Consider the following 26,140-nt stretch of genomic DNA (forward strand, 5'->3'; position numbering starts at 1 on the left):
TTGCTGAGCAGATTCGCCAAACGCCAGCTGGTGCTGTTCACCGCGGTGACCATGATCGCGGTGATCGGACTGGGCTGGTACTACCTGCGGCTACCCGCGCTGTTCGGTATCGGGCAGTACACCCTCAGCGCGGAGCTGCCGTCGTCGGGCGGGCTGTACGCCACCGCCAACGTCACCTACCGGGGCACCACGATCGGGCGGGTCACCGCCGTGGAACCGACCGCGACCGGGGCGGTGGCCACCATGCGGATCGACTCGAAGTACAAGATCCCCGCCGACGCCTCGGCGAACGTGCACTCGGTCTCCGCGGTCGGTGAGCAGTACCTGGACCTGGTGTCGCACAACACCACCGACCAGGTTTTACCGGCCAACGCGGTCATCACCGACACGTCGGTGCCGGCACCGATCGGGCCGACCCTGGACGCCGCCAACCGCACCCTGGCCGCGCTGCCCCAGCAGAAGATCAGCCAGTTGCTCGACGAGACCGCGATGGCGGTCGGCGGGCTCGGCCCGGCGCTGCAGCGGCTGGTGGACGCCACCCAGGCGATCGCCGGCGATTTCAAGACCAACATCGGCGACGTCAACGACATCATCGCCAACTCCGGGCCGATCCTGGACAGCCAGGTGGACTCCGGCGACGCCATCGAACGGTGGGCGGCCAACCTGAACACGCTGGCTGCGCAGAGTGCCGGTGAGGACGCCGCCCTGCGCCGCGTCCTGCCGCAGGCGGCCAGTTCGGCCGACCAGCTCAGCAACGTGATGGCAGGCCTGCAGGACTCCCTGCCGCAAACGTTCGCCAACTTGGCGATCGTGCTGGACATCCTCAAGCGCTACCGCCCCTACGTCGAGTCGATGCTGGTGGCGTTCCCGCAGGAGGCGGCGTCCGGGCAGGCGGTGACCGCGCCGTATGAGAACGAGGCCCGCGCACTGCTCGACCTGGGCTTGACCATCAACCAGCCGCCGCCGTGCATGACCGGGTTCCTGCCCGCCTCGGAGTGGCGCTCACCGGCCGACCTCAACCCCGAGCCCGCGCCGTCGGGGCTGTACTGCAAGATCCCCAAGGACACCCCGGCGAACGTGGTGCGCGGCGCCCGCAACATCCCGTGCGCCGACGTGCCCGGCAAGCGGGGCGCGACCCCGAAGGAGTGCCGTGACGAGGCGCCCTACGAGCCGTTGGGCACCAACCCCTGGTACGGCGACCCCGAGCAGTTCCGGAACTGCCCGGCGCCCGGCGCGCGCTGCGACCAGCCGGTGGACCCGGGCCGGGTGATCCCCGCCCCGTCGGTCAACAACGGCATGAACCCGGCACCGGCGGACAAGCTGCCGCCGCCGATGCGGCAGCAGGGCCCGATCAGCGACCCGTTGACCCGGCCCGGATCGGGTACCGTGCAGTGCAACGGCCAGCAGCCCAACCCGTGTGTCTACATTCCCAGCGCGGCACCGGCTGCGGTCTATCATCCGTCCAGCGGCGAATTGGTCGGCCCCGACGGCGTCAAATACGTGATCGACAACGAGACCCCCACAGGAGACGACGGATGGAAGGAGATGCTGGCTCCGGTCAGTTGAACCCCACCGAGTCCGACGTCTCCCCGTCGGACGACCACCCGCAGGACAGCAGCCCGGACACCGCCGGCGACGGCGACCGGGACGACGCCGCCGCGACCGCGGCGCCCGGCGACCCGGCTGCGCGCCGGGGGTCGCGGCTGGGCCGTGGCTGGCTGATCGGCATCGCGGTCGCCATGCTGGTGGCCGCCGCCGCGATCGGCGCGGGGGGCTATCTGGCGGTCCGGGCCCATCAGGGCAGCGTCGCCGCGCAGGACGACGACGCCGCGGCGCTGGCGGCGGCCAGGGACTGCCTGCTGGCGTTGCACGCCCCGGACCCGGCCGCGATGGACGCCAACCAGCGCAAGATCTTGGAGTGCGCCACCGGCGATTTCGTCGCCCAGGCGCCCCTGATGGTCAGCGTGCTCGCCGAAGCCTACGCCCAGGCCGACGTCCGGGTGGAAATGCTCGACATGCGCACCGCCGTGGAACGCCACAACCCGGACGGGTCGATCAACGTGCTCGCCGCATTCCGGGTCTTCGTCTCCAGCACGAACCAGCAGGTGGCCTACCGGTTGCGGGTGACGATGGCGCCCGACGACGGTGTGTACAAGGTCGCCGACATCCAGCAGGTCGCCCAGTGACCGATGTGGTCGACCGGCGCGGCGGACCGGCGCGATGGCCGGCGCGGGCGCTCGCGGCCGCCATCGACGTGCTGCCGGGTGCGGCGGTCGCGGCGGCGGCCGGGATCGCCGCGGTCATGGCACCCCGGTTCAGCCCCTGGTGGTGGCTGTGGCTGCTGTTGTGCGGGGCGGCGATCCTGCTGACCGCGGTCAACCGGGTGATCGCTCCCGCGGTCACCGGGTGGAGCCTGGGGCGCGCCGTCGTCGGCATCGAGGTGGCCCGCGCCGATGGCGGCGCCGTCGGGCCGGGCCGGCTGCTGGTGCGGGAGGCCGCGCACCTGCTCGACACGCTGCCGTTGCTCGCCGGCTGGCTGATGCCGCTGTGGGACCGGCGGCGCCGCACCGGAGCCGATCTGCTGGCCCGCACCGAGTCTCGGTGCGTCCCCGCACCCTCGGGGGGAGCGGTTCGCCGCGTCGTGCGGGTACTCATCGGGGCGGCGCTGGTGTGTGCCGCGGTGACCGGCGCCAGTTATCTCACCGTCTACCAGCCGGATCGGGTGGTCGAGCAGGCCCGTGACGACATCGCGCGCACCGGCCCCGAGCTGGTGGTGGAGATGCTCAGCTACGCGCCGGACACCATCGACGCCGACTTCGAGCGAGCGTCGACGCTGACCACCGAGCGCTACCACCCCGAACTGGAACTGGGGCAGCGGGCGGCGCGGGAGGCCCCGCTGCGGCACAGCTACTTCGTCCCGCACAGCGCCGTACTGGAATCCGGTGTGGACCGCGCCCGGCTGCTGGTGATGCTGCGCGGCGAACTCGGCGACCCGCCCGAGGTCTGGAACAGCACGGCCACCGCGGTGGTCGACTTCGTCAAGACCGACCGGGACTGGCTGATCGACGAACTGACCATCCTGCGGCGGTCCCCGATCCCGGAGGAGGGGCCGTGAGCCCCCGCCGCCGGGTGGACGCGGACGCGACGCCGGCGCGGCCCGACCCCGCGCCGGCGGCCCCGGCCACCCCGCGGCCCCCGCTGCGGGTGGTCTGGACCGGGATCGCCGCGACCGTGGCCGTCATCGCCGCGCTCGCGATCGCCACCGTGCTGCTCGTCGGGCACGAGAGCCGGTACGAGACCGCGATGCGCGAGGACACGGTGCTCGAGGTGGCCCGTTCGTTCACGATCCAGGTGATGTCGCCGGACCCGACCGGCGACTACGGCGCCAACCGCTACGTGGACCGGATGACCGAGCAGGTGACCGGGGAACTGGAGACCTACTGGCGCGAATCCCGCGACCAGATTCTGATCCAGGTCGCCAAGGGGCCGAAGTCGGAGGCGACAATCCTGTACGCGGGACTGGAACGCTGGAACGACGACGGAAGCGCCGACGTGCTGGTGATCGCCAAGCAGAGCATCAAGGACGACGACGACAAGACGATCGCCGAGCCGATCGCGCAGTTGCTCGAAACGGTACGACAGGAGGGGGGCCAGTGGAAGATCAGCAACATGGGCCCGGTGCTGTGAACGACGGCGAACCGAACGCCGAGGAGCCGCAGGTCGATCCCGAAACCGGCGGCGACGCAGCCGAATCCGAAACCGACGACGCCGAGGCGGACGCGGAGGCCGACGAGACGTCCGACGCCCCGGCCGCGGAGGAGGCGCCGGCTCGCGCGCATCGGCTCCGCCGAAAACTGCCGGCGCTCGGGATCGGGGTGGCCGCAACGGTGTTCGTCGCCGCGGCCGCCGCGGCCGGGGCCGCCGTCCAGCCGTATCTGGCCGACCGGGCCCTGGTCGACACCAAGCTGACCATCGCGCGGTCCGCCTCCGGGGCCATCCGAACTCTGTGGACCTACACTCCGGAGACGATCGGCACCCTGCCCGACCGGGCCGCCGAGTACCTCACCGGCGACCTGGCCGCCAACTACCGCAAGTACATCGAAGCGATCGAGCCGCGGTACGTCCAAGCCCAGGTCAGCCTGGACAGCGAAGTGGTGGGGGTGGCGGTCGCCGCGGTCGAGGACGGCGAAGCCAGTGCGCTGGTCTACACCAACACCAGTTGGTCGAGCCCGAAGACCAAGGACATCCCGGGCCTGCAGTACAACTCCTACCAGGTCGCGCTGGTGCGTGACGGTGCCCGCTGGCGGGTCACCGCCCTCGAGCCGATCACCAACTTCACCCTCACCCCGCAGTTCTGACCCGGGCGCGGCGGTCAGTTACCGCCGTACTCGGGGCGCAGGATCGGGGCCAGTGCCGCCAGCGGGATGTGCGCCTTGACGTTGCCGCCGTCCATCGACCACTGCTGCAACTGGTCGTACTGCACCGGGGAGTCGTGGCCGACCGGATAGTCGGGCATGTAGAGGATCAGTTCGTCGGGGGTCAACGCCCAGGAGCGGTACCCGCCGGAGAACGGCTTGTCCGGCGTCCAGCGGTCCGGGGTGAACGGGTAGCTGCCCGGCGAGTGCTCCCAGAACGCCCGGTCGAGGGCTTCCACGATGTACTGGTTGCCCAGCTTGGGGATCTCCGCATACGGGTCGACACCGTCCTTGGCGATGTCGGCCAGCTGCAGCTCGCGGCCCTGGGCCATATTGAAGGTGAAGGTGCGGTAGGCGTTGTTGATCCACGGCCCGTCGGCGTGGTAATCCTCGTGGAAAACGATGCTCAGCGCGTCGCCGTGCTGGAAGATCTCGTAGTTCTCGTTGCCCCAGCTGTCCTGGACCATCGACTGGCCCTTCTGCCGCCAGTTGTTGAACAGCTTCGACAGGTAGTCCTGGATCGGCGGTCCGGCGACGGGATGGTCGACGAGGTCGCCGGGGACCGCCATCTTGATGTAGCGGTTGGCGTTGCGCGGCGACGGGACCGTCGCATTGCAGAAGTGCCCATCCCACGCACCGCCGAGGCCTTCACAGAACGACGGCGCCGAGGCGCCCGTGGTGGGTGCGGCCATCAGCGCGCCCGCAGCCATCGCGACGCTGGCCGCCAGCCGGATCATCCACATCTCCGCAGCTCCTAGGGCAGTTCGACTTTGCTCGCCAGCCACCGGCCGTCGACATTCTCCATCGTCATTTTCATCCGGAGGCTGTCGACCCGGGGATCGGGGAGTTCGGTGTTCTCGACCTTCTGGTCGACCATCAGCAACACCACGACCTTGTCGGTGGACTTCGACTGGATCGCGGAGTCCACCACCTTGCCGTCGGCATCGGACTTGTTGTCGATCAGCAGCTGGCGCAGCCGCATGCTCGACTCGGTGTACATGTCCTTGAAGTCGCCGGTGGCCCCGTTGAGCACCGCCGCGAAGTTCTCGTCGACCTCATCGGAGCTGATGCTGGTCAGCACCTGCGCGTAGTCGACGGCGGTGTCGCGGGCGGTCTCGCCGGCCCGATCGACCCGGTGATCGGACCACAGTTTCCAGCCCAGCCCGCCGGCGATCGCCGCGAGCAGCAGGTAGACCGCCGCAGCGCCGAGGATCCGGGCAGCGCTCTGCCACACCGGGTTCGGGGCGCTCGGTGCGATGGGCGGGGCGGCGGTGCCGGTCGCGGCCGTCGCCTCGGTATCCGCGACTTCGGTTTCCCCGTCCTCGGCCGTGGCCTCGTCGGTCGGGGATGCGGCCTCGGTCGGGGCCTGCTCGGTAACCTCGTCCGGGGTTTCGGCCTCGGCGGTGGTGTCCGGGTCGGTGGGGTCGTCGGCCACGGGTGGTCGTCTCCTTGCGGGGGTCAGCGGGGCGGCTCGATCGGCAGCGTCGGCCCACCATAGGGGGTCGGGATGCTGTAGCGGCCCTGGGGCGTCGGGTCGGAGGTGGCGCTGAGGTCGGCGCCGTGCGGGGCGCCCGCGGTGTCGTCGCCGGCCGGCCGGGGAGCGTTCTTCGCGCCGCGGATCAGCACCTCGGGGTCGGTGTCCGGGCAGTAGCCGGCGTACAGGAACGGTTCGGGGTAGTCCGCCGCCGACCCGGGCCGCCGCGGCGTGCCGTACTCGCAGGCGTACGTCGGGTAGAGGTCGACGGTGGTCCAGAGGCCCTGGTCGTGCATCATGCTGCCGAGTGCCTCCAGCGTCGAGCCCCGGTAGTCGGGGAACAGCGCGTTGAGCGCCGGGACCCGTAGGTAGAGGATCTGGGCGGTGGTGGCCAGGTTCTCCAGCAGGCCGACCATGGTGTCGGAGTTGTCGTCGAAGATGCCGTCGACCCGCGACAGCATGCCGGGGCCCTGGTCGACGAACGTGCGGTAGCCGCCGTCCATCTTGTTGACCCCGGTCAGCACGTTGTGCAGGTTGTCGGCGGCGACCTGCAGGCCGGCGTTCTTGTCGGCGAGCAACTCCAGGGTGACCCGACTGGACTTCAGCACGCTCACCGTCTCCGGCAGCACCCCGTTGAGGGTGGAGAGCAGGAACGTTCCGCCGTCGATGATGTCGGTGAGTTTCTGCGGACCGTCCTTGCTCAGGCTCAGTTCGTGTTTGATGATCTCAAGCTTGTCGATGTCGACCTGGGCGAGCGCCCCGTCGGTGTGGGCGAGCATGTCCGACAACGGCACCGGGGTCTGGGTGTCCTCCCGGGCGATGACGTCCCCGTTGGCCAGGTACGGCCCGTCGGTGGTCTTCGGCTCGAAGTCGATGTACTGCTCACCGGCGGGGGACAGCCCCGAGACCCGCACCGGGGTGCCGACCGGGATCTTGACCTTCGATTTGACTTCGACCAGCGCGTCGACGCCCTGCGGCGTGAGCACCAGGTCCTGGATGGAGCCGACCGGAACCCCGCGCACCGCGACGTCCTGGTTGGCCAGCAGGCCCCCGGAGTCGGCCAGCTGCACCCGTAGCTTGTAGGTGGAGACGAACGGGTTGACCCGCAGCGCCCCGATCAGCAGGTAGCCGACGGCGACGACCAGCGTCAGCCCGAGGGCGATCCCGGAGACCCAGGTCTTCTGCCGGTGGCCGGCCCGGACGGCGCCGACGATCCGGCGACTGATGGTGTCCAGCATGTCGACCCCCTATCCTTCCGGTTCCGGCGGTCCGGGCGGCGGCCCCTGCGGCGCGTCCTGCACCAGCGGGCTCGGTGGGATGGGCGCGCCCACCGGAGCCCACGGCTGCTGACCCATCGAGGTGTCCGGGCCTTTGCCGACGACGCGCTCCTGCAGGCGCCACAGCGCGTACTTGATCGAGCCGACCAGCTTGGCCCAGTCGTAGCGCTTCGGGCCGTGCAGCGCCAGGTCACCCTTGAAGCCGGCGTCGGGCATCGACCCGATCACCAGCCGGTCGACGCTGACCCGCACCGAGATCGACGATCCCGGGGTGCTCTTGACGAGCGGTGGCATCAGCCGGTTCAGCGCGTACAGGCTGGTGTCGGGATCCAGCGACACGTCGTTCCAGGCCGCGGCGACGGTGTTGGCGTCCTTGATGATGCTGCGGCCGGTCTCGTCGGTGCCGGCGATCGACGGGAACTTTTGCAACAGCCGGGTGGTGTCGCCGATGGTCATGATGACGTCGGTGAGCTGTGCGGTGTTGTCGGCCAGCACGTCGGTCGCCGGCCCGGCCGCCTCCAGGATCTCGGTGAGCGCCTGGTTCTTCTCATCGAGTCGGTCGGCGAGCCGGGCGGTGGCGGTCAACGCGGAGTTGATCTCCCCGGAGCGGGCGTTGAGCTTGCCCAGCAGCAGGTTGGACTTGCTGATCAGATCGCCGAGCGCCTCGCCCTGGTCGCCGGTGGCCGCGCCGGCCCCGTTGACCAGGTTGGTAAAGTTGCGCACGGTTCCGCCGTTGACCAGCAGCGCCGCCGAGGCCAACACGGACTCGACGGTGGCCGCCGCGGCGGTCTCGGTGATGGTGTCGCCGTCGGTGAGCAGCGGGGCGTTCGGGTCGGCGGGTGTGGGTTGCTTGATCGCCACGAACACGTCGCCCAGCGGGGTCGCCGACCGCAGTTCGGCGATGCTGCCCACCGGGATGCGGGTGCCGTCCATGATGCGCAGGGTTGTTTCGGCCTTGTAGTTGCGCGCGACCATCGACTCCAACTGGCCGACGTCGGCACCGCCGAGTTTCACCTTGGCGTGTGAGGGCAGGTTCAGCGCGTTGTCGAACACCGCCTTGAGGGTGTAGCCGCCGGCCCCCATGCCGGGCGCGGGCAGCGGGAGGTCACCGAGCCCGACGCCGCAGCCGGAGGTCAGTAGCGCGGCTGCCGCGACGGCAACCACGGTGCGCTTACCGCGCCGGATCCCTGTCGTCCTGGCCACCATGATCACTGCCCCATCGCCGAGAGTCCGTCGAGAATGTAGGTCAGGCCGAAGTCCGGCCCGTAGTCCTGCAGGGTTCCGGTGCTGCAGCCCAACTGCCGCAGGTGCATCAGGTTGCACAGTTCCTTGGCCGACTGGGAATCGGTGAGGATCTTGTCGACCAGCGCGTGGATCCGCACCGCCCCGTTGTCCTGGTCGATGACGTTGTACATGTTGTCCATCAGCAGCGGCAGCACGTCGACCAGTTCCTCGACCTCCCGCTTGTGGTCGACCAGCGAACGCACGGCGGTGTCCCCGTTGAGCACCGCCTGCTTGATGTGATCGCGGTTCTCGTCGATGAGGATGGTGGCCTGCTCGATGATCTGGTTGATCTTGCGGCCGGTCGCCCCGGTGCCCAGCGCCTCGTCGTTGAGGATCTGGGTGAGTTGGTTGACCGTCGACCCGAACTCGCGCAGCTTGCCGTCGTTGCGGGAGGTCGCCTCCATCAGTGAACTGAGGTCGGTGATGATCGTGGTGAGCTGGTCGCGGGTCTGAATCCCGCCCTCGGAACTGAGCCGCAGCGCGTCGGAGAGCTCACCGAGCGCGGCCTTGACGCTCTCGCCGTTGCCGTCGACGCTGCTGGACGCGGCGTCGATCAAATCGGCCAGCGGGCCGCCGCCCTTGCCGTCCCCCTCCAGTGAGGTGGAGATCTTGTCCAGCATGTCGAGCACCCGGTCGAAGGCGACCGGAACGTGGGTGCGGAACTGCGGGATGCTGTCGTGGTTGGCCATCGTCGGACCACCGGTGTACGGCGGGGTCAGCTCGATCTGGCGATCGGTGAGGATCGAGGTGGTGATGGTGACCGCGTGCACGTCCGCGGGGATCTTGACATCCTTGTCGACGGTGAAGTCGACGGCGACCGTGTCGCCCAGCGCGGTGATCTTGGTGACCTTGCCGACCTGCATGCCGGCCACCGCGACGATGTTGTCCTCGTAGAGCCCGGCGGCGCTCTCGAAGTAGGCGGTCAGCTTGATCGTGTGCAGCTGGTTGCGGATGTAGACACCGACGGCCGCCAGCGCGAGCACGGCGACCAGCGCGACCCCGAGCAGCAGGGCCACGGTGCGGCGCTTACCGGCGTTCATTTGCAGTCCTTGTAGTACTCGATCATGCCGAATTGCTTGGCGCGCCCACTGATCGCGCACATCCAGGAGTCGATAAGCAGACCGTTGGGCACGAAGAAGTCCAGGAACGGCCCGTCACCGGTGGCGTTGGCCAGGCCTCGGATCGGCACCGGGGCGATCTGCAGGATGTTGCGGAACAAGTCGTCGTGCTGGGCCAGCATGTCGGAGAGCTCGCGCAGGTTGGCCACGGTCTCGCTGAGCATCGGCCGGTTGTCGACCACCAGGTCGTCGAGGGTGGCCACCAGGTTGGTCAGCGCGTTCATCATCGAGTGGAAGGTGGCCTGACGGGAGACGAACTGCCCCAACAGGTCCTGGCCCTGGTCGAGCAGGTTGCCCATCGCGTGCTGCTGGGCGCGCAGGGTGTTGGCCACCCGCTGGGTGCTTTTGAGCAGGGTGCCGATCTGGTCACGGCGGTCCGCGGCGATCCCGGACAGGGTGTTCAGGTTCTTCATCGCCTGCGGCAGCACCTCCGGCAACCCGTCGAGCTGGTGGCCCAGGGCGGCCAGCGACTCGGCGAACTGGTCGGAGTCGACCTTCTCGAAGGTGGTGGTGGCGTCCTCGAGCAGCGCCTGCAGGTCGTAGGGCACCTCGGTGTGGTCGAGGTCGAAGGTCTTGTCCGGCAGCTCGCCATCGCCGTTGGGCTGCAACTCCAGGTAACGCGACCCCAGGATCGTCATCACCTTGATGATCGCCTTGGAGTCGCGGCCCAGCGGCACGTTGTTGCGCACCGTCAGCCCGGCTTCGACGTGGGCGCCGACCAGTTTCATGCTGGTGACGTGGCCTACCTCGATGCCGGCGACGGTGATCGGGTTGCCGGGCTTGAGCGAGGCGGCCTGGGCGAATTCGGCGGTGTAATGGGTGTAGCCGAACCCGAGGAGCTTGACGAACAGCAGGGCGGCGACCAGCACCGCCACCACACCGAGGGCGATGACCCCCAGGATCGTGGCGTTGTACTCCTCCAGCGGCTTCTTACGCTGCTGCGGGGCCGCAGCGGGCGCGGTGGCTTCCGTGTCGGGCAGCTCGGGCACTTCCGGGTCAGCCATTGGCCATGTTCCTGCACTTGGGGGTGTGCCAACCCAGGTTCTCGCGGGTCAGCGGGGTCGCGTTGCCGGGCGTCGCGGCGTTGACGATGTAGGTCGTCATGTCGTTGAGGCCCGGGAAGAACCCGGTGATGTTGAGGTCGCAGCCGTAGGCGTTGGCGTAGGCACCCTCGGCGACGATCCGGGCCAAGCCCTTGAGCAGCAGCGGCAGGTTGGCGCCGGCGAACGCCAACTGCGGCTCGATGCCCACCATGTGCTTGCTGAACCCGGGCTCGCGCACGACCAGCTCGTTCAGCGACGGGTAGACCTCGTCCATGATCGCCGACAGGCGGGTGGTGACCTGGGCGATCGAACCCACCGAGGACTGCAGTTCGGGGCGGCGGGCGTCGAAGTCCCCGATCACCGTCTGGGCCTGGGTCAGGGTGTGGTCGAGGTTCTCGTTCTGGCCGGCGATGTTGTCGGTGACCCGGCTCAGGCTGGTGATCAGATCGCCGAGGGCCTCGTCGCGGCCGGCCAGCGACTCGGTGATCTGCGAGGTCTCGTTGACGAACTCGCTGATCGAAGCCTGGTCGCCCTGCAGAGACTGGATCACGCCCTTGGTCAGGTCGTCGGCCTTCTTCGGATCGAGCAGCGACATCATCGGCTCGAACCCGTTGAGCAGCCGGCCCACGTCGAAGGACGGGTCGGTGCGCTCCACCGGGATCACACTGTTGGGCTCCAGCCGGGCGGTGTCGCCGACGCTGCCCAGCGACAGCCCGAGATACCGCTGACCGATGATGTTCTGGTAGGTCACCCCGGCGATCGTGTTGCCGTAGAGCGGCTGGTCGCTCTGGACGATGAAGGACACCTTGGCCTGCTTGCCGTCCAGTTCGATCTTCTCGACCCGGCCCACCCGCACCCCGGCCATCCGCACGTCGTCGCCCTCGCGGAGCCCGTAGACGTCGGTGAACACCGCCGCATACGGCGTGGTGGCGCCGGAGACGTCCCGGCGCAGGGTGGCGTAGACCAGCCAGGTCAGGCCCATCGAGACGATCATGAACAGCGTCAGCCCGATCATCGGGCCACGGAACCTCATCGGGGCGCCTCCTGGGATTCTGCCGACTCGCCCGAGTAGTCCGCCGTCACCACGGTGCCGCGGGCGACCGGGCCCAGCAGCAGCTGGGTGGCCACCGTGGCGGGCTCGGAGGCGCCGGTGATGACGCCGAGCTGGTCACGTTCGTGCTGGCTACCGACCGGGCCGACGTTGCCGCCCCAGGCGGCCGGCGCCGCGGGCGCGGGGCCCGGTGGCGGTGCGGCACCCGGCGGGGGCACGCCGGGAAGCGCCGGTGAGCCCGGCAGCGGCGGGCCGACCGGAGCGGTGGGGATCGGCGGCGTGCCCGGGGGCGGCGGCTCGACGGCATCCGGGTTGGCGGTGCCGGGCACCCGCGGGGCCGGGGGCTCCCACCACTGCAGCGGCGGGTTCCACATCGGGTCGTCAAGGTTCTTCGGGGTGGGGTCGGTGTAGGGCGGGCCCACCGCGATCAGGTTGCCGTTGGGGCCGATCTCGGTGCCCGGCGGCGGTTCCAGACCCTGCGGGAACCGGTAGTTCTGCGGCAGCAGCGTTTCGGGCAGGTCGGCGCGCACCCGGGTCTCCGGCGCGGTGTAGCAGCTGGGGCCCTTGAAGTCGCCGTAGCGGGGGCAGTCCGCGCGGGTGTAGGTGTAGAACGGCGTCATCGACAGGTTCGCGCGCAAGTTGCCCACGTCGGCTTCCGGGATCCAGACCTCGTCGAAGAACTTGTCCGACAAGGTCTTCACCCGCCGGAAGATCGGCACGAACTTGTCGGCGTTCATCGCGAACACCCCGATGGCCGGGGTCAGGCCCTGGGTGATGCCGATCAGCTGGTCGGTGTGGTTGTCGAAGGCCTCCCGCACGGTGCCGAAGGTGTACTGCGAGGAGGAGATGAACGAGGTGAACTCGGCGCGCTTCTCGGCGAACGTCTGCATCGGGCGGACCGCCTCGTGCAGCGCGTCGACCAGGTCCGGTGCGGTGGCCTGCAGCCCTTCGGTGGCGTTGAGCAGCGCGGTCACCGTCGACGGGCCGGGTTCGGTGGCGACCACCGCGTTGAGCTCGTCGAGCATCCGGTCCAGGTGCGCCCCGGCGTGCAGCAGCTTGACCCGGCGGTGGTCGGTGGCGGCGGCCACCGCGGCCAGGATCCCCAGCGTGTGGTCGTCGCGGCCGCGGCCGGTGGCGGCCAGCACGTCGCGCAGCTTGCTGATCGTGGTCTGGAAGATCACCGTCGACAGCTCGGTGTCCTCCAGGATGTGGTCGTCGGACGCGATGGCCGGCCCGCCCTCGCCCTGGTCGACCAGCTGCACCGAGGACACCGCGAACACGTTGGACGGCACCACCCGGGCGGTGACCGTGTTCGGGATGTCCTTGGCGTAGTGCGGTTTGAGGTTGATGTGGACGTAGTTGGGGTTGCCGTAGGAGGCCGGGACGACGTTGTCGACGGTGCCGACCAGCAGGCCGTGGTACTTGACGTCGGACTGGCTGGGCAGCCCGTCGCCGACGTTGACCAGCTCGGCCACCACCCGCACGTAGGAGTCCAGCCGGCCGGTGGCCTTGAACAGCAGGGTGCTGGTGATGAGCACGATCATCGCCAGCACGCCGACACCGACCCCGAGCAGTTGGGAGTCGGACAGCCCGCGGCCGTCCGGATCCAGGGAGTTGCCCATCGTCGCCATCGCTCTACCCACCGAACCTTGCGCCGGCGTCGATGCTCCACAGCGCCATGGTCAGCAGCATGTTGGCCATGATCACCACGGTGATGCTGGCCCGCATGGCCCGCCCGGCGGCCACGCCGACCCCCTCGGGCCCGCCGCTGGCGAAGAAGCCGTAGTAGCACTGCATGGTCGAGGCGATCCAGACGAACACCACGCACTTGATCACCGAATAGATGATGTCCTTGCCGGAGAGCATCATCGTGAAGTAGTGCAGATACGGCCCGATCGAACCGCCGCTGATGGCGCCGGACATGATCTGCGCGGTCAGGTAGGTGACCGCCAGGCAGGCCACGTAGAGCGGGATGACCGCGATGATCGAGGCCATCAGCCGGGTGGTGACCAGGTAGGGGATCGGCTTGATCGCGATCGAGTCCAGCGCGTCGATCTCTTCGGCGATGCGCATCGAGCCCAGCTGGGCGGTGAACCGGCAGCCGGCCTGCATCGCGAACGCCAGCGACGCCATGATCGGCGCCAGCTCGCGGGTGTTGACCAGCGATGAGATGATCCCGGTGGCCGGGCCCAGCCCGAGCAGGTTGAGGAAGTTGTAGCCCTCGATGGCGACCAGCGCGCCCGCGGTGAAACCGAGCACGATCGCCACGCCCGCGGTACCGCCGCCGACGACGATGGAGCCGTTGCCCCAGGCGATGTCGGAGAGCAGCCGGAGGAACTCCTTGCGGTACTGGCGCAGCACGGTCGGGACCGCGGCTACCGCCCGCACGAAGAACATGAGCATGTGGCCCAGCCGGATGATCGACAGGGCGAACCGCCGATAGGCCTGGACGAGCGGCCGGGTGAAACCCGGGAAGTACGTTGCTGGTGTCGCTGCCACGGTTACAGCCCCGTCCGCGGGAAGAGCATCTCGTAGAGCTGGCTGATGCCGACGTTGACCAGCATCAGGATCAGGATCGCCTCGACCACGGCGGCGTTCACCGAGTCGGCGACCCCGGTCGGCCCGCCCTTGGTGGACAGCCCCTTCTGGCAGGCGACCACGGCGACGATCGCGCCGTAGATGACGGCCTTGAGCAGCGCGAGCAGCATGTCCTCGGGGGTGGCGAACGAGGAGAAGGTGGCCACGAAGCTGCCCGGCGCGCCGTGCTGGAAGTAGACGTTGAACAGATAGCTGGCCAAAAAGCCGACGAAGCAGGTGATCCCGGTCAGGGCGACACCGATCATGATCGAGGCGGCGAAGCGGGGCACCACCAGCCGCCGGATCACCGAGACGCCCATGACCTCCATGGCGTCGGTCTCCTCACGCATGGTGCGCGAGCCGAGATCGGCGGTGATCGCCGACCCGACCGCAGAGGCCATCAACACCGCCGCCACCAGTGAGGCGGCCTGCCGGATCACGGCCAGACCGCTGGCCGCACCGGCCAGCGACGTGGCACCGACCTGGTTGGCCAGCAGCGCGAACTGGATCGACAGGGTCACCCCGATGGGCAGGGCGACCAGGATCGTGGGCAGGACCGCGGTGCCGGCCATGAAGGCGCCCTGCCGGACGAACTCGCCCCACTGGAACCGGTTGGTGAACAGGTCGATGAAGAAGTACTGGACGGTCCGCACCGCCAGCACGCACTGCTGGCCGACGGTGGTGAGGGAGGCCAGCGGGTGCCGCCGGACATAGCCGGAGGCCCAGTCCTCGATCGCCGCGGTGCCCTCCGGGCGGGTTTGGGCGGTCTCGTCAACAGGAACGCTCATGTTGACTTCCCCCCGGGTAGCGGATCGACGACACCGTGTTTGGCGCGATGGTGAGGCGATTCACCGCCGGTATGGTAGCCAGCAAACTGACTCTTGGGTAGGTTTCGGCGTATAACGCAGTCGAGTCCGGTTAATCGGCGTGGCGGGCCGGTGCGGCGGCCGCGCTCGCACGACGCCGCGGCACGGCCACCCGCTTTGCTCATGGCGGCCATGATGGTGCATCGACGGACGGACAGGACCCGAATTCAGGGAAAGATCAGCTGGGATGGCGATTCCGGCCAGTGCGCGACGTCTATCGGGGATACTGCTCGGGTCAGGCAGGGCGGTTCAGGAGGATGCAGATGGCCCCGAACGCAGTGCGGCGCCGGGTGGCGGCCCCGATCGCGGCGATCCTCGCCGGGGCGCTCGTGCTGGCCGGCCCGGCTGCCGCCGACCCCGATCAGGTGCCGCCGCCGCTGCCGGTGTTCACCCCAGGACCCACCGACTGGAAACCCAACTTCGACATCTGGCCCTACAGCACCTTCACCTATCAGGTGACCCCGGAGATGATCGGCGGGATGTCCGACTCCTGCCAGTGGTTCAACGCCCAGTACGACCAATTGATGGGCCAGATCAACGATCTCAACAACAATCTCCGCGACCACGGCGACGACTACGGGGCGGTCGGGGCGCAGGCCGACGCCGTGGCCGCCAACATCGACCAGTCCACCGGGTTCCTGGCGCCGCGTCTGCAGCCGCTGACGATCCGCAACACCCCGGACAACTTCGGGCCGTACTCGCCGATCTACGGTGGGGAGTACATCACCAAGACGATGTTCCAGTTGACCCGGGTCAGTGAGAACATCAAGCAACGCAAACCGTCGGGGGTGGCGCACGCCAACATCGTGCACGCGACCGGCTGGGGCGACGCGCTCAAGTCCTCCGGAGCGTGCAACTAGCCCAGCTGCGCCGGGTAGGGTGGCCTACTCAGATCCCGGCCGGATCCGATCGGCGGGACGAGCCGTTTGCCCGAGCGTCCGGTCACACCGCGGGTGTGCCGAGTGGTGACGAGGGCCGGCGGCCATGAAGGGGTTCATGAAGGGTTTTTCTAAGGTGAGCACCGCAAAGGCAAACACCGGCAAGGCAAACACGTCGGACGCCGACGGGGCGACCGGCGAGGACGCCGCGGCGGCCACCGAGGCCACCGAGGCCACCGGCGCCGAGGTCGCCGAGCCGGTGGAGGCCGGTGAGGCCGGTGAGGCCGGCGAGGGCGGGGAGGGAGCCGAGATCGAGGCAGCCGAGATCGAGGCAGCCGACACCGAGGCGGCCGACTACCCCGACCTCGACCCCAAGAACTGGACCACCGCGCCGGGCGGCCGCAGCCGGCTGCGCCTCGGGATCGGCGTCGGGGTGATCGTGGCGCTGCTCGCGGTGATCGGCGTGGAGGGCTGGTTCGTCTACCAGCGGCACGTGGTGGACACCGCCGCCGCCGAGGCCCTCGACGCGGCCAAGGAGTTCACCGTCACGCTGGCCAACGTCGACCCCGAGCGCATCGACCAGACCTTCACCGACGTGCTCGACGGCTCCACCGGCACCTTCCACGACCTCTACAGCCAGTCCAGTGAGCAGCTGCGCGAGGCGCTGATCGCCAACGAGGCGGCCGCCCACGGCACCGTCATCGACGCCGCGGTGAAATCGGCGAGCAAGGACCGGGTCGAGGTGATGTTGTTCGTCGACCAGTCGGTGCGCAACAACAAGCTGCCGCAGGTCCAACTGGACCGCAGCCGCATCGTCCTGACCATGGAGAAAGTGGACGGGCGCTGGCTGGCCAGCGACGTCGAGCACCCGTGACCGTCACCTGAGGTACCGCGGCCGATGGCGATCAGCTCACCGGTTCCCCGGCGCCACACCGTGGCGGCGCTGCTCCTGCTGACCTTCGCCACCGGGCTGATCGACGCGATCAGCGTCCTGGTCCTGGGCCACGTGTTCGTCGCCAACATGACCGGCAACGCGATCTTCCTGGGTTTCCTGTTCGTGCCGAACTCCTCGATCTCGCTCAGCGGCGCGGTGGTGGCGGTCGCCGGGTTCCTGCTCGGCGCGATCCTCGGCGGCCGGCTGGTCCGGCGCTTCGGCGAGCGGGCCCGCACCTGGCTCACCGTCGCGCTCACCACCGAGATCGCGCTGCTGGCCGCGCTGGCCGTGCTGGCCGGTGCGGGTGTGCTGCGCTACCACGACCGCACGACGTTGATCCTGATCGCCGGGCTGGCCGCCGCCTTCGGCCTCCAGAACTGCACCGCGAGGCAATTCGGGATCTCCGAGCTCTACACCACGGTGCTGACCTCGACGATCGTCGGCATCGGACTGGACTCCCGGCTGGCCGGCGGCACCGGCCGGCGGGAGAAACTGCGCTACAGCGTGGTGGCGTCCATGTGCGGAGGCGCCGTCGTGGGGGCGACGTTGTCGCGCTGGGTGGTCGCCCCGGTGATCGGGTTGACCGCCGGGGTGGTCGCGGTCAGCATGCTGCTCTTCCGGCGCGGCCCCGCGGCCCCAGGGGATTCGGACCCCCCGGCGGCCCCGACAGCCGATGTCAGTTGAACGCCAGCCAACTGGGCAGCGCGCGTTCCTTCGAATCGCAGAGCACCTCGCGGGTGTCGCAGGAACCCTTGGGGACGCCCGCACCCGCCCACATCCCGCCGGTGTCGCGACGCAGCACGATCGCCGAGGAGCCACCGCCGTCCAACAGGACGGCATGGTCACTTCCCAACGCGCGGAACAGGTCCTGGATGTTGTCCGGGGTGTAGCTGCCGCCCTGGAAGACGTACATCTCATCCTTGGCCCGGGAATAGGCCAGCGCGGTACGCGCCGCGCTCGGCCCGCCGTCGTTGAGCTGGCCGGTCTGTCCGGGCGCCAGCAGCCCCAGCCCGCTGACCGCCACGAACCGGGCACCCTTGTTGACTAGGTCGGTGACCAGCGGGCCTGCCGCGTCGTAGTCGCCGCCGTCGCGACCGCCCTTGGGCCACACCACATACGGCGCGCCGCCTGCGGGCAGGATCATCGTGGCCAACGTCGACCAGTGCTCGCCGCCGCCGGACAGGCCCTGCTTTCCCGCGTAGGGGATGGTGCCGGTCACCGCCATGTTGGTCCGGCCCTGGCCGCGGGTGTTGTCCACCCAGACGCCCAGCGGCGAACTGCACCCGGTCGAGCGCCACGAGCCGCCCTTCTGGCCGCGCACGTCGAAGAAGTTGGCGTTGATGGCGATCGTCGGCTTGCCCAGCGCCTGCCACGCTTGCAACGGTGAGTAGATCTCCGAGGCCTGCCACAATCCCTCGCCGGTGCGCGCCCGCGGGTCGCGTTCGCAGCGGGCCTGCGCGCCCTGGTGGGAGTCGACCAGCAGATGCGGTGAGAGTCGTTGCGCCGCGGACTTGATCGTCATCAGGTGGCCGCCGTTGTTCATCTCGTACCAGCGTCCGGACGCGTCGAGCATCGGGGCCGGGTGGCCGCTGCCGAAGTTGTAGACCAGGTAGGCGCCCCGGGTGTTGGCGATGGCCGCCTCCAGCAGGTCGCGGCCGTCGGCGCGGGCCACCGGGACCCCCAGGGTTCCGGTGAGCGCCACGCACAGCAGCGCGGCCAAGCTGGCCAGCGCGCGCCGGGAAAGTGCTGATGTCGGCACGGATCGCCCTCTCCACGGAACGCTGATCGAAACAACAGAAACTGAAATCGCAGAAACCACGATAGTCACGTTGACAACACTGTCAACATAAATAACGGGCGGATACCGTTTCCATCACGCCGCAATCACGGTGAGGCGCTTAAGATTTCACAACCGGGCGGGGCGTCAGACCTCGATCGGCGGGTGCAAGCGTTCCATCGTGTACTGCCGGGCCCGGCGCGCCGCGACCGAGCTGGCCGCCAGCGAGACCACCAGGATGCCGGCGAGCACCCCGACCGACAGCCACAGCCGCGCGTCGATCCCGCCGACGGTCAGCTCGCGCAGCCCGTCGACGGCGTAGGTCATCGGGTCGAACGGGTGCAGGATCTGGAACGGTCTGGCGGTGGTCTCCACCGGATACACCCCGCCGGAGGACACCAGCTGGAACATCAGGAACGCCAGCGTGACCACCCGGCCGACCGCCACCCCGAAGACCGCGTTGAACGCCTGGATCAGCGCCAGGAACGACGCGCCGACCAGGAGCAGGAACGCTACCGTCCCCAGCGGGTATTTCGCGTCGAGCCCGACGCCGAAGTGCACCACCGCATACATCAGGGTGACCTGGCAGACCACCAGCAGCAGCGCCGGCCAGTAGGAGGCCAGCACCACGCGCAGCGGTCCCAGGCCGCTGACGATGGCGCGGGCCTGCAGCGGGGTGAGCAGCATCCACACGATCAGGGCCCCGATGAACAGCGCCAGCGGCAGGAAGAACGGTGCGAAGCCGGTGCCGAAGGTGGCGGCGTGGTTGGTGAAGTCCAGATCGACGCCGACCGGGCTGGCCACGGTCTGGGCCACCTGGTCACGCTGCTTGTCGGTCCAGGTCGGCAACTGGTCGGCGCCGGCCTTCAGTCCGTCGGCGAGTTCGGCGGCGCCGTCGCGCAACTGCGCCGTGCCGTCGGCGAGTTGGTCTGCGCCGTCGGCCAGCCGGTAGCTGCCGTCGGTGAGCTGCACCAGCCCGTCACTGAGTTGCTGCGCTCCGTCGTTGAGTTGGGTTGCGCCGCTGCGTAACCGGAGCACATCGGCCTTGAGCCCGCCGTTGAGCGCCTTGGTGAGGAACTGCCGGAAATCGCTGTTCGGGTCGATCAGTTCGTTCTCCAGGCGTTCGGCATCGGCGCGCAGCCGATTGAGGCCCTCGTCGGTGGCCGGGTCGACACCGCGTTGCGCCATCAGCCGCTGGGCACCGGAGAGGGTCTCGCCCAGTTGGTGCACGGTGGGGTCGGGGTTGCCGATCAGGGCGCCGGCGACCTGATCGACGATCGCCGAGGCCTGCACGTAGTCGATGCCCAGGCCGGCCACCCGGTCGGCGGCGGTGCGGATCGAGCGACCCAGATGCGCGGCCGTCTCACCCACCTCGACCGGGTCCAGGCCGAGCCCCTCGACGCTGTCGAGGATGCCGATCAGCGGGTCGATGGCCGCGTCGATGCCGGTGGTCAGCTGGTTGACCCCGGCGGCCAGGGTGGCCGAGCCGTCCCGGGCGGTCGCCAGGTTGGCCGCCAGCGTGTGGGCGCCGTCGGCCAACTCCGTCGCCCCCGAGTTGGCGGCGACCAGCCCGTCGTGCAACTGCCCGGCGCCGTCGGCGGCCTTCTTGATGCCTGCGCCGGAGTCGGTCAGCTCACCGAGCGCGGCGCCGATCACCTGGGTTCCCACCCCGGCGCTGACCTGGTTGAGCACCTCCCGCGCCGCGTTCTGGCCCATGATCGAGGCCAGGTAGCTGTTGGCGTCGTTGAACTGGAACTCGATCTGCGCCTTGTGCGGTCGGTCGGTGGTGGGCGAGGCGATCGCGGCGCTGAAGTCGCGCGGCAAGGTGATCGAGAAGTAGTAGTCGCCGCGGGCCACCCCGGCGGCCGCCTCCGAAGCCGACACCTGGTGCAGGTCGAGTTCGCCGGAGTCGACGAGCTGCCGGGCGACGTCGTCGCCGGCGCGCAGGGTGCGGTCCTGGATGGTGGCGCCCTGATCCTCGTTCACCAGCGCCACCGGCACCTTGTCGACCGCGGCGAACGGGTTCCAGAACGCCCACAGGTACATCGCCCCGTAGAGCAGCGGCAGCGCGATGATGGTGATCAGCGCGACGCGCGGCATCACCCCGCGCGCATAGCGCTTGATGTCGGTGCCCAAGGACATCCCGGCAAGCATGATCAGTCACGACCTTTCTGCGCGGCGGCGAGCTCGGCGTGGGAGAGGTTGTCGACGTGGAGCTGGGCGCGCACACCCAGCTCTTCGGGGATGGCGTTGGCCGAGGAGGTGATCACGGTCTGCTCCTCGCCGAGGGCCACCAGCCGGCGCACCAGCTCGTCGTGGTTGCGCAGGCTGGTCACCTGGTCGAGGCTGCCGACGACCAGCACCGGCAGCCGGTGGGTGTTGGCCAGCGCGATCCGCAGCAGCAGCCCGTCGAGCTCGGTGAGCTGCTCGACGTACTCGTCGATGTCTGGCAGCGGCAGCGGGCCGAACACCGGCCGGCACACCGTTTCCAGGTCGGCCTGGTCGGCGCGGCGGATCAGCCGGTACCACGGCGCGTTCCAGCGCAACTGCTCGGTGATCAGGTCGCCCACCCGCACCGACTCGGCGACGGTGTCGAGCTGTTCGACGCCGGCGAGCGCGCACAGCGCGAAGATGTCGGTGGCGGCGGTGCGGTCGAGCACGGTCAGCGTCCCCGACGCCGGCCGCATCCGGCCGGCCAGGGTCATCAGCAGTGCGGTGCGCCCGGTTCCGGCGGTGCCGATCAGCGCGGTGACGCCGCCGCGCTCGATGTCGAGGTCGATGGGCCCGTACACCGGACCCCACGGGCCGCTCATCGTGATGCCCCGGGCCACCACGGCCGGTGGCTGCTGGTCGTCGCTCACCGCACGCTCCTCGTCATCTCGGGCTGTCGCCTCGCCTTGTCCCGCCCCGGCTCGGGCTACTCGCCCAGACCGGCGCGCATCTCCCACACCAGGATCTCGGCGTCGTCGTCGGCGCCGATCGGGCCGACGGCGGTCGCGGTGGCCCGCAGCGCGTCGCCGGCGTCGAGCGTGCCGACACCGGCTACCTTGACACATCCGCGGGCGACGTAGAGGTGCAGGTAACGGGCTTCGGGTGCGGTGACCGACCGGCCCGGCCGCAGGCGGGCGGCGTGCAGGGCCACGTTGCGGTTGCCGATCGTGATCGCGCCGGGCCGGTCGGGCAGCCCGGACGCGATCGGCACCAGGTCGCCACCGCGCAGCGCGTCGCCGACCTCGGCCTGGGCGTAGCCGGGGGCGCCGCCGGCGCGGTCGGGCAGCACCCACATCTGCACGAACCGCACCGGCACCCGGGGCGACTCGTTGCGCTCGGAGTGTTCGACACCGGCGCCTGCCGACATCCGCTGGGCCAGTCCCGGGTAGATCACCCCGGAATTACCCAGCGAATCGCGGTGCGACAACTCCCCGGCCAGCACCCAGGTGAGGATCTCCATGTTGCGGTGCGGGTGGGTGTCGTAGCCGGAGTCCGGCGCGACGACGTCCTCGTTGTGCACCATCAGCACCCCGTGATGGGTGTTGGCCGGGTCGTAGTAGTCGCCGAACGAGAACGAGTGCGTCGAGGTCAGCCAGGGCGTACGGGTGGCGGTGCGGTCCGCGGCGCGCCGGACCTCGACGGTGGCGGTCATCGCCCCAGGGTATCCGGGGGAGCCGGCCCCGGCGGCGGTGCTGCTACCAGTCGGACTCGTCGAAGGTGATCACGCCGCGGATGGTCTTGCCGTCGAGCATGTCCTGATAGCCGTCGTTGATGTCCTCGAGCTTGTAGGTCTTGGTCACCATCTCGTCGACCTTGAGCAGCCCGGACTTGTACAGCCCGACCAGTCGGGGGGTCTCGACGTGCGAGTTGCCGCCGCCGAAGATGTTCCCCTTCAGCGTCTTCTGCAGCATGGTGAACAGGAACAGGTTCAGCTTGACGTCGACGTCGGTCATCGCGCCCATGCCGGTCACCACGCAGGTGCCGGTCTTGGCGGTCAGGATCATCGCCTCCTCGAGCATGTCGCCGTGCATCTCACCGACCGCGATGATCGTCTTCTGCGCCATGATGCCCCAGGTCAGCTCCATCACCGGGGCGATCGCCTCGGCCATCGACGGGTAGACGTGGGTGGCGCCGAACTTGATCGCCTGCTCGCGCTTGTACTCCGCCGGGTCGATCGCGATCACGTGCCGGGCGCCGGCGAGCACCGCGCCCTGCAGGGCGCTCATCCCGATCCCGCCGACACCGACGATGATCACCGATTCGCCGGGCTGGACCTCCGCGACGTTGGTGGCCGAGCCGAACCCGGTGGGCACCGCGCAGCCCATGATCGCGGCCGACTCGAACGGCACGTCGGGGTCGATCTTGACCACCGAGTCCTTGTGCACGGTCATGTACGGCGCGAAGGTGCCCAGCAGGTTCATCGGCGAGACGCCCTGCGAACCGGCGTGGATGCGGTGGGTGTCGTCGGCGATGGCCTTGCCGCCCAGCAGCACCGCGCCGCGGTCACACAGCGACCGGAACCCCTTCAAGCACGGCGGACAGGCACCGCAGGCCGGGATGAACGCCAGGATGACGTGGTCGCCCTCCTCGATCCCGCTGACGTTGCGACCGACCTTGGTCACCACACCGGCGCCCTCGTGGCCGCCGAGTGCGGGCAGGCCGATCGGGGTGGCGCCGGTGGTCAGGTGGTAGTCCGAGTGACACATGCCCGCGGCGTGCATCCGGATCTGGACCTCGTCGGCGACCGGGTCGCCCAGGTCGATCTCGTCGACCCGGAATCCGGAGTTCAGCTCCCACAGCAGCGCGCCCTTGGTTTTCATGACCCGCGATCATGCCACCTGGGCGGAACACGTTTCAACTGTGGGTATGAGATCCATTGTGACCTGCGTCAACAGCCGGTTACGGGGTCTCACGCGGCGGTTTTCGCGCCGACGGTGCCCGCGACGGCGTGCCGGTCCCGTCGCGGCCTGCGACTACGCTGCCGGTGATGACCAAACCCGGTACCCCCGGCCACGCGGAGCGGGCCTTCGACGGTGTCGGCGGTATCCGGATCGTCTACGACACCTGGACCCCGCCGGGCCGGCCGCGCGCCGCGGTGATCCTGTCCCACGGATTCGGTGAGCACGCCCGCCGCTACGACCACGTGGCGGCCCGCTTCGCCGACGCCGGTTTCGTCACCTACGCGCTGGACCACCGGGGCCACGGCCGCTCCGGGGGGCGCCGGGTCTACCTGCGCGACATCGGCGAGTACACCGGTGACTTCGCCACCCTGGTCGGGATCGCCGCGACCGAGCACCCCGGGCTGCCCCGGGTGGTGCTCGGGCACAGCATGGGCGGCGCGATCGTGTTCGGTTACGGCACCGACCACCCCGACGACTACGCGCTGATGGTGCTGTCCGGGCCGGCGGTCGCCGCCCAGACCATGGCCCCGGCGGCGGTGGCGTTCGTGGGAAAACTGGTGGGCCGGGTGGCGCCCGCGCTTCCGGTGCAGGCCCTCGACTCGGCGCTGGTCTCCCGCGACCCGGCGGTGGTGGCGGCCTACGACGCCGACCCGCTGGTGCACCACGGCAAGGTGCCCGCGGGTATCGCGCGGGCGCTGCTGCTGATCGGGGAGAGCATGCCGCAGCGCGCATCGGCGCTGTCCTGTCCGCTGTTGGTGGTGCACGGCGGCGAGGACGGGCTGGTCCCGGTGGCGGGCAGCCGCGAACTGGTTTCCGCCGTCGGCTCCGCCGACGTGTGCCTGGAGGTCTATCCGGGCCTGTTCCACGAGGTGTTCAACGAGCCCGAGGGCGACGGGGTGCTCGACGACGTGACGGCCTGGATCGGCACGCGGCTGTGACCGGTGTCGGTGGGCGCGCCTACGTTGGCCGTCAGCGGAGCGTCCGGCCGGGAGGCAGCCGGACCGGGGAGTGAGGTGAGGCCGTGAGCGAGGACAAGATGCTGGCGCGGATCGCGGCGCTGCTGCGACAGGCCGAGGGCACCGACAATCCGCACGAGGCCGAGGCGTTCATGACCGCCGCTCAGCGGCTGGCCACCGCCACCTCCATCGACCTGGCGGTGGCCCGCTCGCACGCCGACCGCCGCACCCCGGCCCAGGGGCCGGTGCAGCGCACGATCACGATCGGGCCGGCCGGAACCAAGGGGTTACGCACCTACGTGCAGCTGTTCGTGGTGATCGCCGCGGCCAACGACGTGCGCTGCGACGTGGCGGCCAACTCCACCTTCGTGCACGCTTACGGTTTCGCCGAGGACATCGACGCCACCCACGCCCTCTACGCGAGCCTGGTGGTGCAGATGGTGCGGGCCTCCGACGCCTATATCGCCTCCGGGGCGCACCGCCCGACCGCCACCATCACCGCCCGGCTGAACTTCCAACTGGCGTTCGGCGCCCGGGTCGGGCTGCGTTTGAGCGAGGCGCGCGAGCAGGTCCGCCGTGAGGCGGAGCAGGACCGCGGTCGCGCTCCCGGGACCGCGGTGGCGTTGCGGAACAAGGACGTGGCGCTCGGCGACTTCTACCGGCGCGCCTCCGAGGCGCGCGGGGTGTGGCGGGCCAGCCGTGCGTCGGCCGGCTACTCCTCGTCGGCCCGGCGGGCCGGGGACCGGGCGGGCCGGCGGGCCCGGCTGGGCCCCAGCCCGGAGCTGTCGTCGGCGCGCGCCGCGCTGGACCGGTGACCGCGCGGGATTCGCAGCGCGCCAAGGTGTACGCGGCCGAGGAATTCGTCCGCACCCTGTTCGACCGGGCCGCCGAACGCGGCTCCCGCGCGGTGGAGTTCTTCGGCGCAAACCTCACCCTGCCGCCGGAGGCACGGTTCGGTTCGGTCGCCGCGGTGCAGAACTACGTCGACGAGGTGCTGGGCCTGCCTGCGGTGCGGGACCGGTGGCCCGACGCCGCCGCCCTGACGGTCCGGGAGCGGCGCGGTGCCGCCGCGGCGCACTACGAGAACCGGGCGGGAGCCGCGGTGATCGCGGTTCCCGCCCGGGGCGGCGCGCCGTGGGCGATGCGCGAACTCGTGGTGCTCCACGAGCTGGCCCACCACCTCTGTTCGACCGACCCGCCGCACGGCCCGCACTTCGTGGCGACGTTGTGCACGCTCGCGACCGTGGTCATGGGTCCGGAAGCCGGGCACGTGCTGCGGGTGGTCTACACGCACGAGGGCGTGTCCTGACCGGCCGAATCCCGGGACACGCCCCGGGGCGTCAGCCCTGGACCGGCACCAGCTCCGCACCGCAGGTGCACCGGTAGGCCTGGCCGGCGCCGGAGCAGTTGCACGGGGCCTCGATCCGCACGCGACATCCGCAGCCGTCGTGGGTACACGTCAGTACGGTGCCCGCCTCGTTGTTCGTCATCATCTCTCCTTCCAACGGGTGTTTCCGCGCCCACTGTATACCCCATACGGGTATTGGGTAAAGGGGTGACGTCGATCCGGTCGGGACGGCGGGCTTACGCTGGGGAGC

At 69.8% G+C, this 26,140-nt stretch carries 27 protein-coding genes; 11 read left to right on the forward strand and 16 right to left on the reverse strand.

The genetic code is table 11. The annotated features are described in order from the left end of the window. The 5 genes from AWC30_RS15310 to AWC30_RS15330 are packed head-to-tail and all read left to right on the forward strand — an operon-like array spanning position 1 to position 4,358. Entirely contained in the window at positions 1-1,566 is a 1,566-nt protein-coding gene (locus AWC30_RS15310; protein WP_085111213.1) for an MCE family protein, read from the forward strand. Continuing rightward, entirely contained in the window at positions 1,536-2,186 is a 651-nt protein-coding gene (locus tag AWC30_RS15315) for an Rv1363c family protein (RefSeq protein WP_085111098.1), read from the forward strand. Before AWC30_RS15310 ends, AWC30_RS15315 begins: the two co-directional genes overlap by 31 nt. Further along, positions 2,183-3,115, forward strand: a complete 933-nt coding sequence (locus AWC30_RS15320; protein ID WP_165756493.1) for an RDD family protein — start codon at positions 2,183-2,185, stop codon at positions 3,113-3,115. Before AWC30_RS15315 ends, AWC30_RS15320 begins: the two co-directional genes overlap by 4 nt. After that, positions 3,112-3,687 (forward strand): Rv1363c family protein, encoded by a 576-nt coding sequence (locus AWC30_RS15325; RefSeq protein WP_133053707.1) that lies wholly within the window; start codon positions 3,112-3,114, stop codon positions 3,685-3,687. The genes AWC30_RS15320 and AWC30_RS15325 overlap by 4 nt, the downstream gene beginning before the upstream one ends. Further along, a complete protein-coding gene (locus tag AWC30_RS15330; protein WP_109562093.1) occupies positions 3,684-4,358 on the forward strand; it encodes a hypothetical protein in 675 nt (224 codons plus the stop codon). Before AWC30_RS15325 ends, AWC30_RS15330 begins: the two co-directional genes overlap by 4 nt. A 14-nt stretch (positions 4,359-4,372) precedes the next feature. Here AWC30_RS15330 and AWC30_RS15335 read toward each other — a convergent pair whose 3' ends face one another. The 10 genes from AWC30_RS15335 to AWC30_RS15380 all read right to left on the reverse strand — a co-directional run bounded on the left by AWC30_RS15335 (position 4,373) and on the right by AWC30_RS15380 (position 15,027). After that, complete coding sequence (locus AWC30_RS15335; RefSeq protein ID WP_085111102.1) at positions 4,373-5,158, reverse strand: DUF3298 domain-containing protein; 786 nt, start codon at positions 5,156-5,158, stop codon at positions 4,373-4,375. Positions 5,159-5,169: 11 nt separating this feature from the next. Further along, positions 5,170-5,850: an Rv1363c family protein gene (locus AWC30_RS18130; RefSeq protein ID WP_234808116.1), complete on the reverse strand. Its 681-nt coding sequence runs from the start codon at positions 5,848-5,850 to the stop codon at positions 5,170-5,172. 23 nt (positions 5,851-5,873) lie between these two features. Beyond that, positions 5,874-7,127, reverse strand: a complete 1,254-nt coding sequence (locus tag AWC30_RS15345) for an MlaD family protein (protein ID WP_085111104.1) — start codon at positions 7,125-7,127, stop codon at positions 5,874-5,876. Positions 7,128-7,136: 9 nt separating this feature from the next. Beyond that, on the reverse strand, positions 7,137-8,351 hold the full coding sequence (locus AWC30_RS15350; RefSeq protein ID WP_207568463.1) for an MlaD family protein: 1,215 nt from the start codon (positions 8,349-8,351) through the stop codon (positions 7,137-7,139). A 23-nt stretch (positions 8,352-8,374) separates the two neighbouring features. Continuing rightward, a complete protein-coding gene (locus tag AWC30_RS15355; protein ID WP_085111105.1) occupies positions 8,375-9,490 on the reverse strand; it encodes an MCE family protein in 1,116 nt (371 codons plus the stop codon). Then, positions 9,487-10,572, reverse strand: coding sequence for an MCE family protein (locus AWC30_RS15360; protein ID WP_085111106.1), 1,086 nt, complete (start codon positions 10,570-10,572; stop codon positions 9,487-9,489). The genes AWC30_RS15355 and AWC30_RS15360 overlap by 4 nt, the downstream gene beginning before the upstream one ends. Next, positions 10,565-11,644: an MlaD family protein gene (locus AWC30_RS15365; RefSeq protein WP_085111107.1), complete on the reverse strand. Its 1,080-nt coding sequence runs from the start codon at positions 11,642-11,644 to the stop codon at positions 10,565-10,567. Before AWC30_RS15365 ends, AWC30_RS15360 begins: the two co-directional genes overlap by 8 nt. Continuing rightward, a complete protein-coding gene (locus AWC30_RS15370; RefSeq protein WP_085111215.1) occupies positions 11,641-13,284 on the reverse strand; it encodes an MlaD family protein in 1,644 nt (547 codons plus the stop codon). The genes AWC30_RS15365 and AWC30_RS15370 overlap by 4 nt, the downstream gene beginning before the upstream one ends. A gap of 13 nt (positions 13,285-13,297) precedes the next feature. Then, entirely contained in the window at positions 13,298-14,065 is a 768-nt protein-coding gene (locus AWC30_RS15375; protein WP_085111108.1) for an ABC transporter permease, read from the reverse strand. A 98-nt stretch (positions 14,066-14,163) separates the two neighbouring features. Further along, on the reverse strand, positions 14,164-15,027 hold the full coding sequence (locus AWC30_RS15380; protein WP_085111109.1) for an MlaE family ABC transporter permease: 864 nt from the start codon (positions 15,025-15,027) through the stop codon (positions 14,164-14,166). A gap of 341 nt (positions 15,028-15,368) precedes the next feature. Between AWC30_RS15380 and AWC30_RS15385 the strand changes: the two genes are divergently transcribed. From AWC30_RS15385 to AWC30_RS15395, 3 genes are all read left to right on the forward strand, one after another. Further along, positions 15,369-15,965, forward strand: coding sequence for a hypothetical protein (locus AWC30_RS15385; protein ID WP_085111110.1), 597 nt, complete (start codon positions 15,369-15,371; stop codon positions 15,963-15,965). A 154-nt stretch (positions 15,966-16,119) separates the two neighbouring features. Further along, on the forward strand, positions 16,120-16,857 hold the full coding sequence (locus AWC30_RS15390; RefSeq protein ID WP_109562094.1) for an Rv1363c family protein: 738 nt from the start codon (positions 16,120-16,122) through the stop codon (positions 16,855-16,857). 24 nt (positions 16,858-16,881) lie between these two features. Further along, positions 16,882-17,601: a YoaK family protein gene (locus tag AWC30_RS15395; protein WP_085111111.1), complete on the forward strand. Its 720-nt coding sequence runs from the start codon at positions 16,882-16,884 to the stop codon at positions 17,599-17,601. On the opposite strand, the gene AWC30_RS15400 is transcribed toward AWC30_RS15395, so the two are convergent. From AWC30_RS15400 to AWC30_RS15420, 5 genes are all read right to left on the reverse strand, one after another. Continuing rightward, positions 17,594-18,703 carry a phosphodiester glycosidase family protein gene (locus AWC30_RS15400; protein ID WP_109562102.1) on the reverse strand — a complete coding sequence of 370 codons (1,110 nt, stop codon included), beginning with the start codon at positions 18,701-18,703 and terminating at the stop codon, positions 17,594-17,596. The two genes, AWC30_RS15395 and AWC30_RS15400, sit on opposite strands and share 8 nt — an antisense overlap. Positions 18,704-18,841: 138 nt before the next feature. Next, positions 18,842-20,848, reverse strand: a complete 2,007-nt coding sequence (locus tag AWC30_RS15405) for a YhgE/Pip domain-containing protein (protein ID WP_085111112.1) — start codon at positions 20,846-20,848, stop codon at positions 18,842-18,844. Between the two features lie 2 nt (positions 20,849-20,850). Then, entirely contained in the window at positions 20,851-21,507 is a 657-nt protein-coding gene (locus AWC30_RS15410; RefSeq protein ID WP_085111217.1) for an ATP-binding cassette domain-containing protein, read from the reverse strand. Between the two features lie 104 nt (positions 21,508-21,611). After that, on the reverse strand, positions 21,612-22,337 hold the full coding sequence (locus tag AWC30_RS15415; RefSeq protein WP_085111113.1) for a pirin family protein: 726 nt from the start codon (positions 22,335-22,337) through the stop codon (positions 21,612-21,614). A 43-nt stretch (positions 22,338-22,380) separates the two neighbouring features. Further along, positions 22,381-23,505, reverse strand: coding sequence for an NDMA-dependent alcohol dehydrogenase (locus AWC30_RS15420; protein WP_085111114.1), 1,125 nt, complete (start codon positions 23,503-23,505; stop codon positions 22,381-22,383). Positions 23,506-23,672: 167 nt separating this feature from the next. Here AWC30_RS15420 and AWC30_RS15425 point away from each other — a divergent pair, with 167 nt between their 5' ends. The 3 genes from AWC30_RS15425 (at position 23,673) to AWC30_RS15435 (ending at position 25,851) form a co-directional block, all read left to right on the forward strand. Beyond that, positions 23,673-24,524, forward strand: a complete 852-nt coding sequence (locus AWC30_RS15425; RefSeq protein ID WP_085111115.1) for an alpha/beta hydrolase — start codon at positions 23,673-23,675, stop codon at positions 24,522-24,524. An 83-nt stretch (positions 24,525-24,607) separates the two neighbouring features. Next, entirely contained in the window at positions 24,608-25,357 is a 750-nt protein-coding gene (locus AWC30_RS15430) for a DUF2786 domain-containing protein (RefSeq protein WP_085111116.1), read from the forward strand. Then, complete coding sequence (locus AWC30_RS15435; RefSeq protein WP_085111117.1) at positions 25,354-25,851, forward strand: TIGR04338 family metallohydrolase; 498 nt, start codon at positions 25,354-25,356, stop codon at positions 25,849-25,851. The genes AWC30_RS15430 and AWC30_RS15435 overlap by 4 nt, the downstream gene beginning before the upstream one ends. Before the next feature lie 31 nt (positions 25,852-25,882). Here AWC30_RS15435 and mymT read toward each other — a convergent pair whose 3' ends face one another. Further along, positions 25,883-26,032, reverse strand: coding sequence for a copper-binding metallothionein MymT (gene mymT / locus AWC30_RS15440; RefSeq protein ID WP_085111218.1), 150 nt, complete (start codon positions 26,030-26,032; stop codon positions 25,883-25,885). Between the last annotated feature and the right edge of the window lie 108 nt (positions 26,033-26,140).

This window comes from Mycolicibacillus trivialis (genome assembly GCF_002102395.1).
Classification (GTDB): domain Bacteria; phylum Actinomycetota; class Actinomycetes; order Mycobacteriales; family Mycobacteriaceae; genus Mycobacterium; species Mycobacterium triviale.